Raw genomic sequence first — 16,517 nt, forward strand, 5'->3', positions numbered from 1 at the left:
TCAGAACCCGCGTGCCGCGGCGACCTGCGCGGCATGATAGCCGTAATCGCCCAGCCATTCCGCACCGACACGCGCGCGTTTCATGTAAAACCCGATATCGTAATCGTCGGTCATCCCGATCCCGCCATGCATCTGCACGCCCTCGCGCACAGCGAGGTCAACCGTCATAGCGGCGCGCGCCTTGGCCAGAGATACGGCAAGCTGCGCGTCCTGTGGGGTTTCGTCCAGAACGCGGCCCGCATTGGCGATGGCGCTGGCCGTCACCTCGATTTCGGCCCACAGATGCGCGGCGCGGTGCTGCAACGCCTGAAAGCTGCCGATCGTGCGGTCGAACTGCTTGCGCTCTTTCAGATAGCCCACGGTCATGCCATAGGCGCCGCCCGCGACGCCCAGCAGCTCGGCCGCGATGGCGGCCTGGCCTGCGCGCAATCCGGTTTGCAGCGCGGCAAGCCCGTTGTCCACATCGCCCACCACGTCGTCGCCCGTGGCCTCGACCCCGTCGAAACTCAGCCGGGCATGATCGCGGCTGTCCACGGTGTCCAGCCTGTCGCGGCTCAGCCCGGCACGACCCGCGTCGATATCGAACAGCGTCAGGCCCTCGGCCTCGCCGGGGGCGCCGCCGGTGCGGGCCAGAACCAGAACGCGGTTGGCGCTGCCGCCATCTGCGACGAATGTCTTGGCGCCCGACAGACGGAATCCGTTGCCCGCGCGTTCGGCCTGCATGGCGCTGCGTTCGGGGGCGTGCTTGCGCCCTTCGTCCACCGCCAGCGCATAAATGGCATCGCCCGACGCAATCCGCCCCAGCGCATCGCGGGCGCGGTCCGTCGCCACGTCGCGCAGCGTCGTGGCCGCGATCACGGCCGTCGAAAGAAACGGCGAGGCGGCAAGCGTCCGGCCCATTTCCTCGGCCAGGATGCCGGCGGCGCGATGGCCCATGTCGGCACCTCCACGGGCGTCGGGAACCAGCACACCGGTCCAGCCCATCTGCGCCATCTCGCGCCACAGGGCCGGATCGAAACCGCGCGATTTGTCGCGATTTTCGCGCAGTTTCGCGACCGGGGCCGCATCTGTCACGAACCCGCGTGCTGCGTCGCGCAGCATGGTTTCGTCTTCGGTTTCCAGCAAAGTCGTCATGTCCGCACCCCTCACCGGCTGGGCAGTTCGAGAACGCGCTTCGCGATGATATCCAGCATCACCTCGGATGTGCCGCCCTCGATCGAGTTGGCCTTGGTCCGCAGCCATTCCGGCGCAAGCCCGCCATGCGGTCCCTGCCATTCAAGCGCCTCGGAGCCGGCCGCCGACATCAACAGTTCATAGCGGCGCTTGTTCAGCTCCGTGCCGTAATATTTCAGCATGGCGGACGCGTTGCCGACACCCTGGCCCGCTTCGGCTTGGTCCTTGTAGCGTTCCATGGTCATGGCGAAGGCCAGGCTGTTCACCTCGACCTCCATCGCTTCGGCGCGGGTGACGGGATCGTCCATCGCACCGTCGAGCCCGCCCAGGAACTGCCCCAGCGACCGCCCGCCCAACAGGCCGCGCGCGCCGCCGCCGATCATTTCCCGTTCATGGGTCAGCAGGTACTTCGCGATGTCCCAGCCCCGGTTCAACTCGCCCACCAGGTTTTCCTTGGGCACCTTCACGTTGTCGAAGAATGTTTCGCAAAACGGCGACTTGCCACTGATCAGCCGGATCGGCCGCGTTGTGATGCCGGGCGTTTCCATGTCCATCAGGAGAAAGGAAATGCCCTGGTGCTTGGGTGCGTCGCGGTCGGTGCGGACCAGCGCGAAAATCCAGTCGGCCTTGTCGGCGTAAGAGGTCCAGATCTTCTGGCCATTCACAAGGTAATGGTCGCCCATGTCTTCGGCCCGGGTCTGGACATTGGCAAGGTCGCTGCCAGCCCCCGGTTCGGAATACCCCTGGCACCAGCGGATTTCGCCCCGCGTGATCGGCGGCAGGTGGCGTTTTTTCTGTTCCTCGTTGCCGAAAGCCAGCAAGGCCGGGCCCAGCATCCAAAGGCCAAAGCTTTCCAGCGGCGGGGGCGCCTGCAGGCGGGCCATTTCCTCACGGTAGATCTTTTCCTGCGCGCGGCTCAGGCCGGCACCACCATATTCGACGGGCCAGCGCGGGGCGGTCATGCCCCGTTCGGTCGCGGCATCAAGCCAGGCTTTCTGTGCGGGATCCTTGAATTCCCAGCGTCGTCCGCCCCAGACAATCATGTCCTCGGTCATCGGGCGTCCCCGCAGGGACGCCGGGCAGGCGGCTTCGATCCAGTCGGCGATATCCTTGCGGAACGCGTCCAGCGCGGCGTCTGTCTCGGCCATGCAGTCCTCCCCTCTGCATATCCATTTCGCAATGCGAAACGAAATTCCGTTGTGCCCGTCAAGCAAACCCAATTTGCCATTAGGGTCAAGCAGCCGGTGCGACAGAGTGTCGGTAACGCTACGGCAGGGCGCGATGGCGCGCCCTGCCCCGAAGACCCGTTAGCGCAGGTCGGGCAACTTGTAGTCGGCGAATTGCTGGCGCAGCGTGAGCTTGGACACCTTGCCCGTCGCGGTAAGCGGCAGTGCATCGGTCCAGATCACGTCGTCGGGCAACTGCCACTTGGCGAAATGTTCCGACATGTGCTGGTGCAGTTCTTCGAGCGACGGTTTGTCGTCGCCCGCTGCGACGGCAACCAGTACCGGGCGTTCATCCCATTTCGGGTGCGGCATGGCCACGGCGGCGCAATTCGAGATGCCGGGATGCGACATCGCGGCATTTTCCAAGTCGATCGACGAGATCCATTCGCCACCCGACTTGATCAGATCCTTGGACCGGTCCTGAATGCTCAGGATACCGTTTCCGTCGATCGACGCGATGTCGCCCGTACCGAACCAGCCTTCGGCGTCGATGGCCTTGGCGGTGGCCTCGTCGTTCTTGAAATAGCCCGAAACGATGGTGTTGCCGCGCACGTAAAGCTCACCGACCGCCTTTCCGTCATGCGGTTGGCGGTTGCCTTCGTCGTCCACGATCTTCAGATCGACGCCAAAGGCCCGGCGTCCCTGCTTGGCCTTGATGTCGATCATCTTGTCGAAGGGCAGTTCCTTGACCCATTTCGGCATGTTGCCATGGGTGCCGATCGGGCTCATTTCCGTCATGCCCCAGGCATGGCCGACATGAACGCCCATGCCTTCGAAGGTTTCGATCATCTTGCGCGGTGCGGCCGACCCGCCGACCACGACATCTGAGAACCCGTTGGGTTTGCGGCCCTGTTTCTTGATTTCGGCCAGAAGCCCCATCCAGACCGTGGGCACGCCCCAGGCGGAAAAGACGCCTTCGGTATCCATCAGCTTGAACAGGCTTTCCCCGTCCAGCGCACCGCCCGGCATCACCAGCGAATGACCCAGCAGGGGCGAGGCATACGGAATGCCCCAGGCATTAACGTGAAAGAGCGGCACAACCGGCAGCACCTTGGCCTCTTGCGGGATCGAGCTGCCCATGATCAGCCCCAGCATCAGCGCATGCAGTACGGTCGAGCGGTGGGAATACAGCGCGCCCTTCGGATTGCCCGTGGTGCCCGAGGTATAGCAAAGCGCGGCAGCAGTGGTTTCGTCGAATTCCGGCCAATCGAAGCTTTCGGGCTGGTCGGCCAGAAGGTCTTCGTAGCATAGCGCGTCAAAACCGTTTTCCGGCATGTGCGCCCGGTCCGTCATGATGACGTAGACGAGATCCGACGGCAGTTCGTCCTTCACACCTTCGATGATCGGCACAAAGGTGGTGTCGAGGAACAGAACCTTATCCTCGGCGTGGTTGACGATATAGATCAACTGTTCGGCCGAAAGGCGCGGATTGATCGTGTGGCACACCGCGCCCTGGCCGGATATCGCGTAATACAGCTCGAAATGCCGGTAGCCGTTCCAGGCCAGCGTCGCCACCCGGTCGCCCAGTTCGACGCCGAGGCCCTTCAGCGCGTTGGCCAACTGGTACACCCGCTTGAGCGTCTGGGGGTAAGTCTGGCGGTGAATGTCGCCTTCGGTCCTGACCGACACGATCTCGCACTTGGGGTGCGCTTCGGCCGCGTATTCCAGGATGTTGCTGATCAGCAGCGGACGATGCTGCATCATGCCTTTCATGGCATTTCCTCCCTTTGCTCCCTATTGCGGCGGACATTAGCGCCGCGTTCGGGTTTGCCCAAGGGAAATTCGGGGCGATCACGCCTTGTTTCCTTGGGATTTTTCCGCACATCGAAATTCCGTTGCGTCATTTGTCCATGTCCTGTGTCGCATGTTGAGCCCGGCCCGCCACTGGCCTAGGCTGCCTGCCAACGCCTGCGCGCAACGGGAGGGAAAACTGCCATGAAAGCCATCATCTGCAATGAGTTCGCACCGCTCGACCAGCTTGAATACGGCGATATGCCCGATCCGCAGGCCACCGGCGATCAGGTGGTGATCCGGGTCGAGGCGGCCGGCGTGAACTATCCCGACGGGCTGCTGGTGCAGGGGCTTTATCAAAGCCGACCGGAACATCCCTTTGTGCCGGGGATGGAAGCCGCCGGCGTGGTCGAAGAGGTCGGGCCGGATGTCAAGTCCCTCAAACCCGGCGACAGGGTCGCCACGATCTGCACGCTTGGCGGCTACGCCGAAAAGGTGGCCGCACCGCAGTCGCGCGTCTTTCCCATCGGTGACATGGACGCCGCCGAAGTCTGCGCGCTGCTGGTGGCGTTCGGCACCTCGCATCACGCGCTGAAACAGCGTGCGCATCTGAAAGAGGGCGAAACCCTTGTCGTTCTGGGGGCCGCCGGTGCAACGGGCATCGCGGCGATCCAGATCGGCAAGATCATGGGCGCGCGCGTCATCGCGGTGGCCTCGACCGACGCAAAGCGGGCGATCTGCACCGAAAACGGGGCGGACGTTGCGATCGGGTACGAAGACCTCAAGGACCGGATCAAGGAACTGACGGACGGCAAGGGCGCGGATGTCGTTTATGACTCGGTCGGCGGCGCGGCGTTCGACGCCTGCTCGCGCGCGATGGCGCGCAACGGCCGGTTGCTGATCATCGGGTTCGCCAGCGGCGACATTCCGAAGCTTCCCGTCAACCTGACGCTGGTCAAGGAATACAGTGTCGTGGGCGTGTTCTGGGGCAATTTCACCCGGTTCGAGCCGCAGGTCTATGCCGACAACATGGCCGAGCTGCTGGGCTGGTATCAGAAGGGCAAGGTCAAGCCGCTGATCGAGGGGCGTTATCCGCTCAAGGACGCAGCCGAAGTGCTTGGCCGTGTTCTGGGCCGCGGCGCCGTGGGCAAGATAGCCCTGATCCCCTGATCCGCGCTTATTCGCGGATGTGTTTGACCGTGTTGACCAGGTGCAACAGCTTGGGGCCCAGCTCGTTTTCCAGCCGTTCGGGCGGCAGCACATAGGCGGGGCCGCCCAGGTTGAAGGCCATCGGCGGCGCATCGCCCTGCGGTGACGGGAACGGCACCGCGACCGAGTTGATGTCGTTCTGCCACTGTCCCACGTTGCAATAGAATCCGCGCGTACGGATTTGCTCGGCGGCCTCTTCGATCTCGTCGCGCAGGCGCGGCCAGCGGTCGGGACCGGCACGCTCGGCCAGGCGGGTCATCAGTTCGGCGCGCTCGTCCGGGGCGGCGACCGCCAGGTAGGCCCGGCCCATCGCGGACCGCCCCAGAGAGATCCTGGAGCCGACGTTGAGCTGCAGCGATATCATGCCGCGCGCCGCGCGGGCCGCTGCGATATAGGTCATCGTCAGGTCGTCGCGCCCGCCAAGCGCGACCAGCACGCCATCGCCGCATTCGTCGGCCAGTTGCTGCATCAGCGGCTGCGCGGCCTCGCGCACCTTGATGCCGCCAAGGCAGGCATAGCCCAGCCCCAGAACCGGCACCCCCATACGGTAGCGTCCGGTGGCGTCGTCATAGGTCAGATACCCAAGCTTGAGCAGCGTGTAGGTCAGGCGCGAAACGGTCGAGTTCGGCAGGCCGGTGCGTGCCGCCAGTTCGCGATTGCCCAGGCCCATGCGGTCATCCGGCGTGAAGGCCCGCAACAGGTCCAGCCCGCGATGCAGAGCGGTGACGAACTGGCGGTCGCCATTGTCGCCATCGTGTTTTTCCGCCTGGTCCTGTATCCGCTTTCTCACAACCGTCTTCCCGTTCAATTGGGCTGCGTGCCCCTACTGTATCGGCTGACCCATGGTCAAGCCGCTCCTTCCTTTTGCGCCTCGCGTTCCTGCAATTCGCGCCACAATACCTTGCCGCTGCCCGATTTCGGCAACGCATCCGTGAATTCCACGATGGTCGGACATTTGTAGGCCGCCATTTCCGATCTGCACCAGTCGATGACGGCCTTTTCGGTTAATGTATCGCGGGCTGCGTCCTGGGGAACCACCACGGCCTTGACCGTTTCGCCCCGGCGCGGGTCGCGTGTGCCGATGATGCAGACCTCGGCGATGTCGGGATGATGGTGCATCAGCGCCTCGACCTCGGCGGGCCACACCTTGAATCCGCTGGCGTTGATCATCCGCTTTACGCGGTCGACCATGTAGAAATATCCCTTGGGGTCGATATAGCCCAGGTCGCCGGTGCGGAAGAACCGCTTGCCGTCCATTTCAAAGGACGACTTTTCGGTTTCTTCGGGGCGGCCCCAGTAGCCAAGGAACACTTGCGGGCCGTGGGTGACGATCTCGCCCACGTCGCCCTGCGGCAGTTCCTGCAGCGTTTCAGGGTTCACCACGCGGCTGTCGACATCGAAGACGGGAATGCCCAGGCATTGCCGGCGCGGCGCGGTGACGGGGTTGATATGCGTGGCCGCCATCGTTTCGCTCAGACCGTAGCCTTCGATGTAGTCCAGGCCGGTCAGGTCATGCAGCTTCTTGGCGATCGCCTCGGGCATGGCCGCGCCACCGCCGCCGATGGCGGTCAGGCTCGACAAGTCGTAGCTGGTGGCATTGGGGGAATTCACCAGGTCGATCGCCATGGTCGAGATCGACCGCCAGCGCGTTACCTTGTGCCGCGCGATCAGGGTCGCGGCGGCATCGCGATTCCACCTGGTCATGAGAACAATGGCGCCGCCGGCAATGATGGGGCCGTTCATGCACGCCTGCATTCCGGTGACGTGAAACAGCGGCAGCACGGCAAGGCTGACGTCGGTTTCGTCCGACGGGTTCCAGGCCACGCCGCCCCACGCTGTCACGTTCACCGTGAAATGGCTGTGCATGCAGCCCTTGGGCTGGCCCGTCGTGCCCGAGCTATAGGGAATCACGGCAAGGTCGTCGCGCGTGGCACTGTGCGGTTCGGGCGGGGTTGCGCGTTCCAGTGCATCGGCCCAGCGGATGACGCCAGGGCCGGTTGCGTCGGCAGAGCGCAGGCTGTCCAGTTCACCCGGCAGGGGGATGTCGCGGTCGGGCGATGCGGCCTCGGCGTAGGTGGCGGCAACGACATGCGAAAGCAGGCCCTCTTGGACGATCGGCGTGATGTAGGGCAGCAGTTCCTGACCCGCGAGCGCGACATTCGCGCCGGTGTCGCGGGCGAAGTGTTCCAGCTCGGCGTGGCGGCTCATCGGGTTCACGGGCACGACCACCGCATCGGCGCGCAGGATCGCGTAATATCCGACCACGAATTGCGGGCTGTTCTGCATGTAAAGAAGAACCCGGTCGCCTTTGGAAACGCCCAGGGTGTTCTGCAAAAAGCCTGCCAGCTTTTCGACCTCGGCGTTCAGCCGCGCGTATGTGGTTGTTGCGCCATGATAAATCAGCGCGGGCCGGTCGGCATGCGCGCGGGCGGTCTTGGCAAGGTTGTCATAAAGCGTGCCGTCGGGCCAGGTGACCGTTTCGGGCACGCCTTGGGGCCACACCTGCATGTGCAAGCGGTTCATCATGCGCGGCCTCGCGCATTTGTGCGACAACGGATCGCGTGGGTGCCTTCGCGCCTCACGGTTGGAACTCCTCCCTGTTTTTTTCTGGGAAACTGGCATAACCGGACGGGCCTGTCCATATTTTCGGAATTACCTTCCGCAGGTCGGGATGCTTGCGGGGATCGATGTGGCAGGGTAGGAGAGGCGTAACATCGCCTGCCGGAGACCTTCCCGATGACATTTGATCGCTCGATCAAGATCGCCCCGTCGATCCTTTCTGCGGATTTCGCCAATTTTGGCCAGGAAATTCAAGCGGTTGAGGCGCAGGGTGCGGATTGGATCCACGTCGATGTGATGGATGGGCATTTCGTGCCGAACCTGACCTTCGGTCCGCCGCTGTGCAAGGCGATCCGCCCGCATATCAAGACGGTGATGGATGTTCACCTGATGATCGCGCCGGTCGATCCCTATATCGACGCCTTCGCGGATGCCGGCGCGGATATTCTGACGGCCCACCTTGAGGCAGGGCCGCATATCCACCGCACGCTGCAGGCGATCCGCGGGGCGGGGTGCAAGGCAGGGCTGGCGCTGAACCCCGGAACGGGGATCGACGATGTGGCTTATCTTCTTGATATGGTTGACCTTATCTGCGTGATGACGGTGAACCCCGGCTTCGGCGGGCAGAAGTTCATCCACAGCCAGATCGACAAGGTCAAACGCCTGCGCGAGATGATCGGGGATCGGCCGATCCATATCGAGATCGATGGCGGTATCACGCCTGAAACCGCGCCGCTGATGGTCGCGGCGGGTGCGGATGTTCTGGTTGCCGGGTCTGCGGTGTTCAAGGGCGGATCGGTGCAAAACCCGGCGCCTTATGGCGACAATATCCGGGCGATCCGGGCCGCGGCAGGTTCTGCCTGATATATTTTCGGATGCGCTAAACATGCAGAAACCGCGCGGTTCCGGCCTGTAACCGCGCGGTTTTTTTGCGTCAGATGCGGGTGGATCGCGGGGCCAGGGACTGCCTGTGCAACGCAAGCGACCCGATCCCCGACCCCGCAATGACCAGCAGCCCGGCCAATGTCCAGATGTCCGGCCAGTCGCCGAAGACCAGCACCCCCAGAACGGTGGCCGAAATCAACTGGCTGTAGACAAGCGGCGCGATCAGGCTGGCCTCGGCACGGCGGTTGGCCAGCACCAGCAGGAAGTTCCCGACCGCCGATCCTGCCGCGCTGAGCAGGATCAGCAGCGACAGCCGCAGATCGGTTGCGGGCAGCTCGGCCATCGCTACCAGGGGGGCCAGTGCGACCGACCCGATCAGCAACTGCGAAATCAGCAGGAACCGGGGCCGGAACACCCCGGCCACGACGCGGGTCATGACGAGGTAGGCACCGTAGAACATACCTGCCAGCAGAGCGAAGCCGATCCCCGGTGTTGCGCCGAATCCGGGTTTCACGACCAGCATGACGCCGGCAAATCCAAGGCCCAGAAGCACCCCGCGCAGGGCTGACGGGCGTTCGTGCAGAAACAGGATCGCCAGGATGTAGGATACGACCGGCCCGATGAAGAACGCGCCGAACACATTCGCGATCGGCTCGGTCCTGAGTGCGGTCAGGATCGACGATATACCACAGGCGATGAACAGGCCCCGGACCAGGATGCGCCGATCCAGAAGGTTGGGCAGTTCCGCGCGTGTCAGACCGCTGAACGGCAGCAGTGCAATCGCGGCAAGGGCAAAGCGTGACCACGCGACAAGGAAGGGATCGACCCCGCCCGACGTCAGCAGTTTGCCCGCCGTATCCCCCAGGACGACAAGGCTGACCGCAGCAAAGACAAGGCCAGCGAGGCGAAGAAGGTCGGGCAAGGGCAAGGCGGGCTCCGGTCAGCGATGCAACAGCTATGGAGTGCCGCGCCGTTCAGGGCAAGGTGCCCGATCGGCTTTGCCGTCAGGTTTTCAAGCGCTTGACGGCGGCCCATGTACGAAGATCGGCGAACGCCTTTGCCGTGGCCGCGATCACAAGCGCGCACAACAGCCATTTCGAAATCGTGCCCATTGTTCCCTCGATCAGGATCGCGTGGACGACGCTGCCGATCACCGCCAGCGAGGTCAGCAGCATGTGCGCCAACCGCCATGATCCAGGTCGCAGCCGCAGTCGCCGGCGCAACGAGGCGAGTATCGCCGCGGCCAGGATCGCCCACATCGCGACGACACCCCAGGCGGAAAAAGGGGTTGGCGACCGGAACAACAGGGCGTCAATGACATCGGGTGGGCTTGTCAGCCACAGCCCGCCGACATGCGCGAGGACGAGCCCGACAAGTGCGGCGCCGGTCCAGCGGTGGATGCGGCGGCCCCGCGGGGTGGGTAATCCGGGCAGGTACCCGGCCGCAAGAAGCGGCTGTGCAAGAATGATGGCCAGTCCCAGGATGCCGGCCAGTCCGGCCGCGATATAGACAGGTTGGCGCCAGGCCAGAAGCGGGCTGGACAGGGCGACCGCAACCGGCACCGCGATTGCCGCGGCGAACACCGACCAGGCCAGGACCGCGCGCATCCGGCCCATGCGGTCAGACCGGTTGGAGAACGAAATCGGCGCTCAGGCTGGTATCGCTGGCGCTGCCCATGACCGGGCGCAGAAATACGGTTTCGAAATCCCCGCTATCATAGGCGAGATGGCCGTGCGGTTGTCCGAATGCCGGCACGATTTGGGGCATTTCCAGCCGGAAGGTGCCGTCGGCCCGTGTCAGTGTGGCGCCATGGCTGTGGGGGTCGCGTTCGTGGCCTTCGGTGGTGTGGGCCCAGATCTGGATGCGAATCCCTTCCAGTGGTGCGCCGTCACCTGCGCGGCGCACGGTGCCCGTCATCCAGAAACCGCCTCCGCCGATGCGTTCCACGATCGGGGCATCGGGAAGATAGTTGTTCGATCCGCCCCGCATCGACGGTGTCGGGGCGATGCCTTTTGCCCGTGCCGGAACCAACAGGCCGGATGTTCCGGTTGCCAGGGCGGCGCCGGCAAGCGTGGCGCCAGTGCGCAGCAGGCCCCGGCGGGTCGTCAGGATGGAAGTCATCTTTTCACCTCTCGGTCGGATGGCTTGAACATGTCCCAAGGCAAACTGTGCCAACAGAGGCACAAGTCACGCAACAGGCGAAGCTTCACATGCGCGCACGGCTGCGTGAGACGTGATCAGCCGCGCTGGCGCCCCAGCATGGCGAGGCGGATCAGCGCGCGTTCCACAAGCGCCATCTGCGGGGCTGTCTGGCCCGCGGACCGCAGCGACAGGTCGGTGTCGGTCAGGATCGTCAGCGCGGTTTCCAAACGCGGCGCGCCCCATGCCTGGGCCTGCCGCAGCATCCGGTCGCGGCGGGGCCCGAAGATGGGCGGGCGCATCCGGGCGATGCCCTGTGCCGCGCCGCCGGGATCGGAGGCCGCCGCATAGAGCGTTCGGAAGTGGCGGGTGGCCCCTATGCAGAGCGTGACCGGCTGCATCCCCTGCGCATCCAGCCGGGCCATGACGGGGCCGATCTCTTGCGCGCGTCCCTCGGCCACGATGTTGAGCGCGTCGTCCAGATCGGCCTCGGTCGAGGCGGGGGCACAGGCGGTGATGTCGTCCGAGGTGACGGCGGTGTCGTCGCCCAGCTTGTAGAGCGCCAGCTTTTCCATTGTCTGGCGGAAATCGCCGGGGTCCAGTTCACGCGCCAGCGCGGCGAGGTCGGTCATCGCGTGGCCGTCGAGATTGGTCAGGCCGGCGCGGGTCAGTTCGGCCTCGATCTCTTCGCGCGAGGGCGGGTCGTCGTAGATGCCGGCGGCATAGGCGTTGGGGTGCTTTTCAAAAAGTTGCCGGAGTTTGGATTTCGCGTTGAGCTGCCCGGCGGTCACGATCACCTGCGCATCGCCCGGCGCCCAATCTGCCAGCGCCGTTGCGATCACATCGGTCATCCCGTCGGTGGCGTCTTCGACAAATGCGACGCGCGGGCCGGGGAAAAACCCCTGCGCCTTGATCGCATCCAGAAGCATCGCGGGATCCTTGCGCAAGTCGGCGGCGGCGATACGGGCGAGGCGCATTTCCTCTTCGCCTTGCGGGCCGATCAGGGCGGCGATCACCTGCTGGCGCTTCATCGCGACACGCATGGTGTCGGCGCCAAAGATCAGCAGGCCCGTCTTGTCGGCGTCGGGCCGGGCGAAATAGCGGCTGGCATCTCGGGCCTGCAGCTTCATGGCAGGTCGGCGGCGCTGGCGATCAGGCGGGTGGCGATCTGGTCGGCCAGCATCCGGGCCAGCCGGGCCATGGCATCGTCGCGTGCGGCGCTGGTCGCGATGGTGGAATCCGTCGCGGAGTAGCCGGTGAACGCATCGACGCGGCCTTGTGTCAGCAGCTTGCCGGTCGTCGCGTCGCGCAGGCGGTAGGTCACACGTCCGATCAGGTTCTGGCGGGTCGCCACGTTATCGGCCGTAACGGCCATGCGCTCGCCGCTTACGGTAAAGGCGGTTTCGAGCCGGTAGAGAGGTGTGGTGCTGCGGCCCAGCCGGTCTTCGAGTTCCTGCACGAGCAGATAGGCGTTTCGGCTGCCCGGTGCGTTGACCTGAACCGTGTTCTGAAGTTTGCCGGCGGCGCCCTGCGGCCCGTAGACCGGGGTGAACCCGCAGGCTGTGAGTGCGGTCAGCGACGACAGCAGGAAGGCGCGTTTAGACAACCACATTCACGATCCGCCCGGGGACGACAATGACCTTTTTGGGCTGGGCCCCATCCAGCGCACGAATGACAGCATCCTGCGCCAGAGCGGCTTTTTCAACCTCTGCCTTGTCCATGTCCTTTGGCACGCTGATTTCGGCGCGGCGTTTACCGTTGATCTGGATCGGCAGGGTGACGGTGTCATCGATCAGCATCGCCGGGTCGGCCTTGGGCCATGGGGCCTGTGCCACAAGGCCCGCGCCATCCAGCATCTGCCACAGTTCCTCGGACAGGTGCGGGGTCATCGGGGCCATGAGCTGTGCCAGCGTGCGCGCGGCCTGCTTGCGCGCTTCGGCGCCGGCGGTCGATTTCGCGAGCGTGTTGGTAAAGGCATAGAGTTTCGCGATGGCCGCGTTGAAGCCAAAGCTGTCCACGCCGCCGGTGACGTCGTGGATCGTCTTGTGCATTTCGCGCAGCAGATCGGTGTCGGCGTCGTTGGGCGCGGCATCGGAGGCGGCGATTTCGGCCGCGATGCGGTGCACGCGCGCAAGGTGCTTGGCCGCGGCCTCGGCGCCCGCTGCCGTCCATTCGACGTCACGTTCGGGCGGCGAATCGGACAGCACGAACCAGCGCGCGGTGTCGGCGCCGTATTGTTCGATGATCTGGACGGGATCGACCACGTTGTTCTTGGATTTCGACATCTTGGCCGAGGGGATGATTTCGACCTCGGTGCCGTCCTTGAGGAATCCCTTGCCGTCGCGCAGTTCGACCGCTTCGGGATAGTGATATACCGGCCGCCCATTCGCGTCGCGCGTCTGGTAGATCGCGTGGGTCACCATGCCCTGGGTAAAGAGCGCGTCGAACGGCTCTTTCGACTTCGCGGGCAGGTGGCCGCAAATGTGCATCGCGCGGGCGAAGAAACGCGAATAGAGCAGGTGCAGGATCGCGTGTTCGATGCCGCCGATATACTGGTCTACATTCATCCAGTATTCGGCCTCGGCCGTGTCGGTGGGCGTTTCGGCGCGCGGCGCGGTGAAGCGTGCGAAATACCACGAGCTGTCCACGAAGGTGTCCATCGTGTCGGTTTCACGCTTTGCAGGCTTGCCGCAGGTCGGGCAGGCGCAATCGCGCCATGTCGGGTGGCGGTCCAGCGGGTTGCCGGGTACGTCGAAGCTGACATCGTCGGGCAGGGTAACGGGCAGGTTCTCTTTCTTTTCGGGCACGACGCCGCAGGCATCGCAATGCACCACGGGAATCGGGCAGCCCCAGTAGCGCTGCCGCGAAAGGCCCCAGTCGCGCAGGCGGAACTTGGTCACGCCCTGGCCCACGCCATTGTTTTCGCAGAAATCAATCGCGGCGTTGATCGCCTCGTCGCCGGTGGCCTCTTCGTTCCAGTTGAACGCCTTGGTCCAGCGGACCTTTTCGGATTTCGGGGGCACGTAGGCCTCGCCGCCGTCTTCGGGCAGGGTGTGATCGCCGGAAAGCGGCACGAAGGTCGAGATCACGGGGAGGTCGTACTTGTTGGCGAAATCGAGGTCGCGCTGGTCGTGTGCGGGGCAGCCGAAGATCGCGCCGGTGCCGTAATCCATCAGGATGAAGTTGGCGATGTAGACCGGCAATTCCCAAGCGGTGTCAAAGGGATGGCGCACGCGCAGCCCGGTGTCGAAGCCAAGTTTCTCGGCCTTTTCGAGGGCTTCTTCGGTCGTGCCGCCCTTGCGGCATTTCGCGCAGAACTCGGCGATTTCGGGGTTGTCGCGTTCCATCTGCCGCGCGATCGGGTGATCGGGCGAGATGCCGATGAAGCTGGCGCCCATCAACGTGTCGGGGCGGGTGGTATACACCTCGATCCGGTCATGGCCGTGCGGGCCGTCGATCAGCGAAAAGGAAAATTGCAGGCCGCGCGATTTGCCGATCCAGTTGGCCTGCATCAGTTTTACCTTGGCGGGCCAGTTGTCGAGGCTGTCGAGCGCGTCGAGCAGCTCCTCGGAGAAATCCGAGATCTTGAAGAACCATTGCGTCAGTTCGCGGCGCTCCACGTCCGCGCCCGAGCGCCAGCCCTTGCCGTCGATGACCTGTTCGTTGGCCAGAACGGTCATGTCGACAGGATCCCAGTTCACCACCGCGTTCTTGCGATAGACGAGGCCCTTTTCGAGGAAGTCGATGAACAGCGCCTGTTGCTGCCCGTAATATTCCGGGTCGCAGGTGGCGAACATGCGCGACCAGTCCAGGCCGAAGCCCAGCGGCTTCATCTGGTTCACCATCGTGTCGATGTTGTCATAGGTCCATGTCTTGGGGTGGCCGCCGCTGGCCATCGCGGCGTTTTCGGCGGGCATCCCGAAGGCGTCGAACCCCATCGGGTGCAGCACGTTGTGGCCCGTGGCGATCTTGTAGCGCGCGATTACGTCGCCCATCGTGTAGTTGCGCACATGGCCGATATGGATGCGTCCCGACGGATAGGGGAACATCTCGAGCACATAGTATTTCGGCTTGTCGTCCGAGCGCGTGGCCTTGAACACCTGGGCGTCGCCCCAGGCCTTTTGCCATTTCGGTTCGATTTCAGCGGCGGAATAGCGCGACATCGCGGCGTCCCCTTTGGAAACGTTACTCTTGCGCGGGGTGATAGGCCGCGGATCGCGCATGGTCTAGGGGGCGCGGCGAAAAATGCGCCTATGGGCAGGCGGTGCAGGACATGTATAAGTGGAAAAAAACACCACGTGTGCAGGTTTGGGCATGAATATCCTGTTCATCCACCAGAATTTTCCCGGGCAGTTCAAGCATCTTGCCCCGGCGCTGGCGCGTGCCGGGCACCGTTGCGTTGCGCTGACGCTGCGGGTCAAGGAAGCGACGAAGTGGCAGGGCGTCACGGTGTTGCCCTACAAGATATCGCGCAACACGACTCCGCGCCTGCACCCCTGGCTGGTCGATCTGGACACCAAGGTGGTGCGCGGCGAGGCCTGTTTCCGCGCCGCACGGGCGCTGCGTGAAAAGGGGTTTACGCCGGATATCATCGTGGCCCATCCGGGATGGGGCGAATCCATGTTCCTGCGCGACGTCTGGCCCAAGGCGCGGATCGGGCTGTATTACGAGCTTTATCACCGCTCGACCTGGCCGCACATGCATTTCGACCCCGAGTTCGACCGCCACCCGGACAAGGAGGCCGAGGCGCTGCGAATCCGCATGAAGAATCTCAACAACCTGATTCACCTGCCGGTGGGCGACATGGGGCTGAGCCCGACCGAATTTCAGGCCAACACCTTTCCGCAGGCATTCCGCGACAGGATCAGCGTGATCCATGACGGCATCGACACCGATCTTGTGGTGCCGGACGCGGATGTGCGGTTCGAGATCGAGGGCATCCCGGCGCTGACGCGTGCCGACGAGGTCGTGACCTTCGTGAACAGGAACCTGGAGCCCTATCGCGGGTATCACGTTTTCATGCGGTCGTTGCCGCGGCTGCTGGCCGAGCGGCCGAACGCGCGGGTGCTGATCGTCGGCGGCGACGAGGTGAGTTACGGTGCGCGGGCGCCCAAGGGGCAGACCTGGAAGCAGATTTTCATCGACGAGGTGCGCGGGCAGATACCGGATGAAGACTGGGCGCGGGTGCATTTCCTAGGGCGTATCCCCTATGACCGGTTCCTGCGTCTGCTGCAGGTGTCGAGCGTGCATGTCTACCTGACATACCCGTTTGTCCTGAGCTGGTCGCTGTTCGAGGCGATGAGCGCGGGTGCGGCCATCGTGGCCAGCGACACCGCGCCCCTGCAGGAGGCGATCGAGCCGGGGCGGACGGGTGTCCTGGTGGATTTCTTCGACCGCGAGGCGCTTGTCGACGAAGTCTGCGCGCTGTTGGACGATCCCGACAGGCGCGCAGCACTGGGGGCTGCGGCGCGGGCGTTCGTTCGCGAACACTATGATCTCAGGACGGTATGCCTGCCGCGGCAGATGGACTGGATCGACCGGTTGGCGGCCTGCAGTCCGGGGCGCGTGGGCGACTGACGCCGCCCGGCGCGCGTT

The 16,517-nt window shown here is 64.3% G+C and carries 14 protein-coding genes; 3 read left to right on the top strand and 11 right to left on the bottom strand.

Annotation, left to right across the window (positions count from 1 at the left end):
- From BLT50_RS12120 to BLT50_RS12130, 3 genes are all read right to left on the bottom strand, one after another.
- The gene (locus BLT50_RS12120; protein ID WP_175491469.1) at positions 1-1,134 is read right to left on the bottom strand and encodes an acyl-CoA dehydrogenase family protein; all 1,134 of its coding nucleotides are present in this window, start codon (positions 1,132-1,134) and stop codon (positions 1-3) included.
- A gap of 11 nt (positions 1,135-1,145) precedes the next feature.
- Positions 1,146-2,321: an acyl-CoA dehydrogenase family protein gene (locus BLT50_RS12125; RefSeq protein WP_090028964.1), complete on the bottom strand. Its 1,176-nt coding sequence runs from the start codon at positions 2,319-2,321 to the stop codon at positions 1,146-1,148.
- A gap of 159 nt (positions 2,322-2,480) precedes the next feature.
- Complete coding sequence (locus BLT50_RS12130; protein ID WP_090028965.1) at positions 2,481-4,112, bottom strand: long-chain-fatty-acid--CoA ligase; 1,632 nt, start codon at positions 4,110-4,112, stop codon at positions 2,481-2,483.
- A 222-nt stretch (positions 4,113-4,334) separates the two neighbouring features.
- On the opposite strand from BLT50_RS12130, the gene BLT50_RS12135 reads away from it, so the two are divergent.
- Entirely contained in the window at positions 4,335-5,300 is a 966-nt protein-coding gene (locus BLT50_RS12135) for an NADPH:quinone oxidoreductase family protein (RefSeq protein ID WP_090028966.1), read from the top strand.
- A gap of 7 nt (positions 5,301-5,307) precedes the next feature.
- Here BLT50_RS12135 and BLT50_RS12140 read toward each other — a convergent pair whose 3' ends face one another.
- Both BLT50_RS12140 and BLT50_RS12145 read right to left on the bottom strand, forming a co-directional pair.
- Positions 5,308-6,129, bottom strand: a complete 822-nt coding sequence (locus BLT50_RS12140) for an IclR family transcriptional regulator (protein WP_245723371.1) — start codon at positions 6,127-6,129, stop codon at positions 5,308-5,310.
- A 56-nt stretch (positions 6,130-6,185) separates the two neighbouring features.
- Entirely contained in the window at positions 6,186-7,865 is a 1,680-nt protein-coding gene (locus BLT50_RS12145) for a long-chain-fatty-acid--CoA ligase (RefSeq protein WP_090028967.1), read from the bottom strand.
- A 210-nt stretch (positions 7,866-8,075) separates the two neighbouring features.
- Between BLT50_RS12145 and rpe the strand changes: the two genes are divergently transcribed.
- Entirely contained in the window at positions 8,076-8,762 is a 687-nt protein-coding gene (gene rpe / locus BLT50_RS12150) for a ribulose-phosphate 3-epimerase (protein ID WP_090028968.1), read from the top strand.
- Positions 8,763-8,832: 70 nt separating this feature from the next.
- On the opposite strand, the gene BLT50_RS12155 is transcribed toward rpe, so the two are convergent.
- The 6 genes from BLT50_RS12155 to leuS form a co-directional block, all read right to left on the bottom strand.
- Entirely contained in the window at positions 8,833-9,711 is an 879-nt protein-coding gene (locus tag BLT50_RS12155) for a DMT family transporter (RefSeq protein WP_090028969.1), read from the bottom strand.
- Between the two features lie 76 nt (positions 9,712-9,787).
- Positions 9,788-10,399 (bottom strand): ferric reductase-like transmembrane domain-containing protein, encoded by a 612-nt coding sequence (locus BLT50_RS12160; protein WP_090028970.1) that lies wholly within the window; start codon positions 10,397-10,399, stop codon positions 9,788-9,790.
- Between the two features lie 4 nt (positions 10,400-10,403).
- A complete protein-coding gene (locus BLT50_RS12165) occupies positions 10,404-10,904 on the bottom strand; it encodes a peptidase associated/transthyretin-like domain-containing protein (protein WP_090028971.1) in 501 nt (166 codons plus the stop codon).
- A 116-nt stretch (positions 10,905-11,020) separates the two neighbouring features.
- A complete protein-coding gene (gene holA, locus BLT50_RS12170; RefSeq protein WP_090028972.1) occupies positions 11,021-12,052 on the bottom strand; it encodes a DNA polymerase III subunit delta in 1,032 nt (343 codons plus the stop codon).
- Positions 12,049-12,534 carry an LPS assembly lipoprotein LptE gene (lptE, locus tag BLT50_RS12175; protein ID WP_090028973.1) on the bottom strand — a complete coding sequence of 162 codons (486 nt, stop codon included), beginning with the start codon at positions 12,532-12,534 and terminating at the stop codon, positions 12,049-12,051. The genes holA and lptE overlap by 4 nt, the downstream gene beginning before the upstream one ends.
- Positions 12,521-15,085 (bottom strand): leucine--tRNA ligase, encoded by a 2,565-nt coding sequence (leuS, locus tag BLT50_RS12180; RefSeq protein ID WP_090029155.1) that lies wholly within the window; start codon positions 15,083-15,085, stop codon positions 12,521-12,523. Before leuS ends, lptE begins: the two co-directional genes overlap by 14 nt.
- A gap of 151 nt (positions 15,086-15,236) precedes the next feature.
- On the opposite strand from leuS, the gene BLT50_RS12185 reads away from it, so the two are divergent.
- Complete coding sequence (locus BLT50_RS12185; RefSeq protein ID WP_090028974.1) at positions 15,237-16,499, top strand: glycosyltransferase; 1,263 nt, start codon at positions 15,237-15,239, stop codon at positions 16,497-16,499.
- Positions 16,500-16,517: the final 18 nt, after the last annotated feature.

Source organism: Lutimaribacter saemankumensis, from assembly GCF_900100005.1.
GTDB lineage: Bacteria > Pseudomonadota > Alphaproteobacteria > Rhodobacterales > Rhodobacteraceae > Lutimaribacter > Lutimaribacter saemankumensis.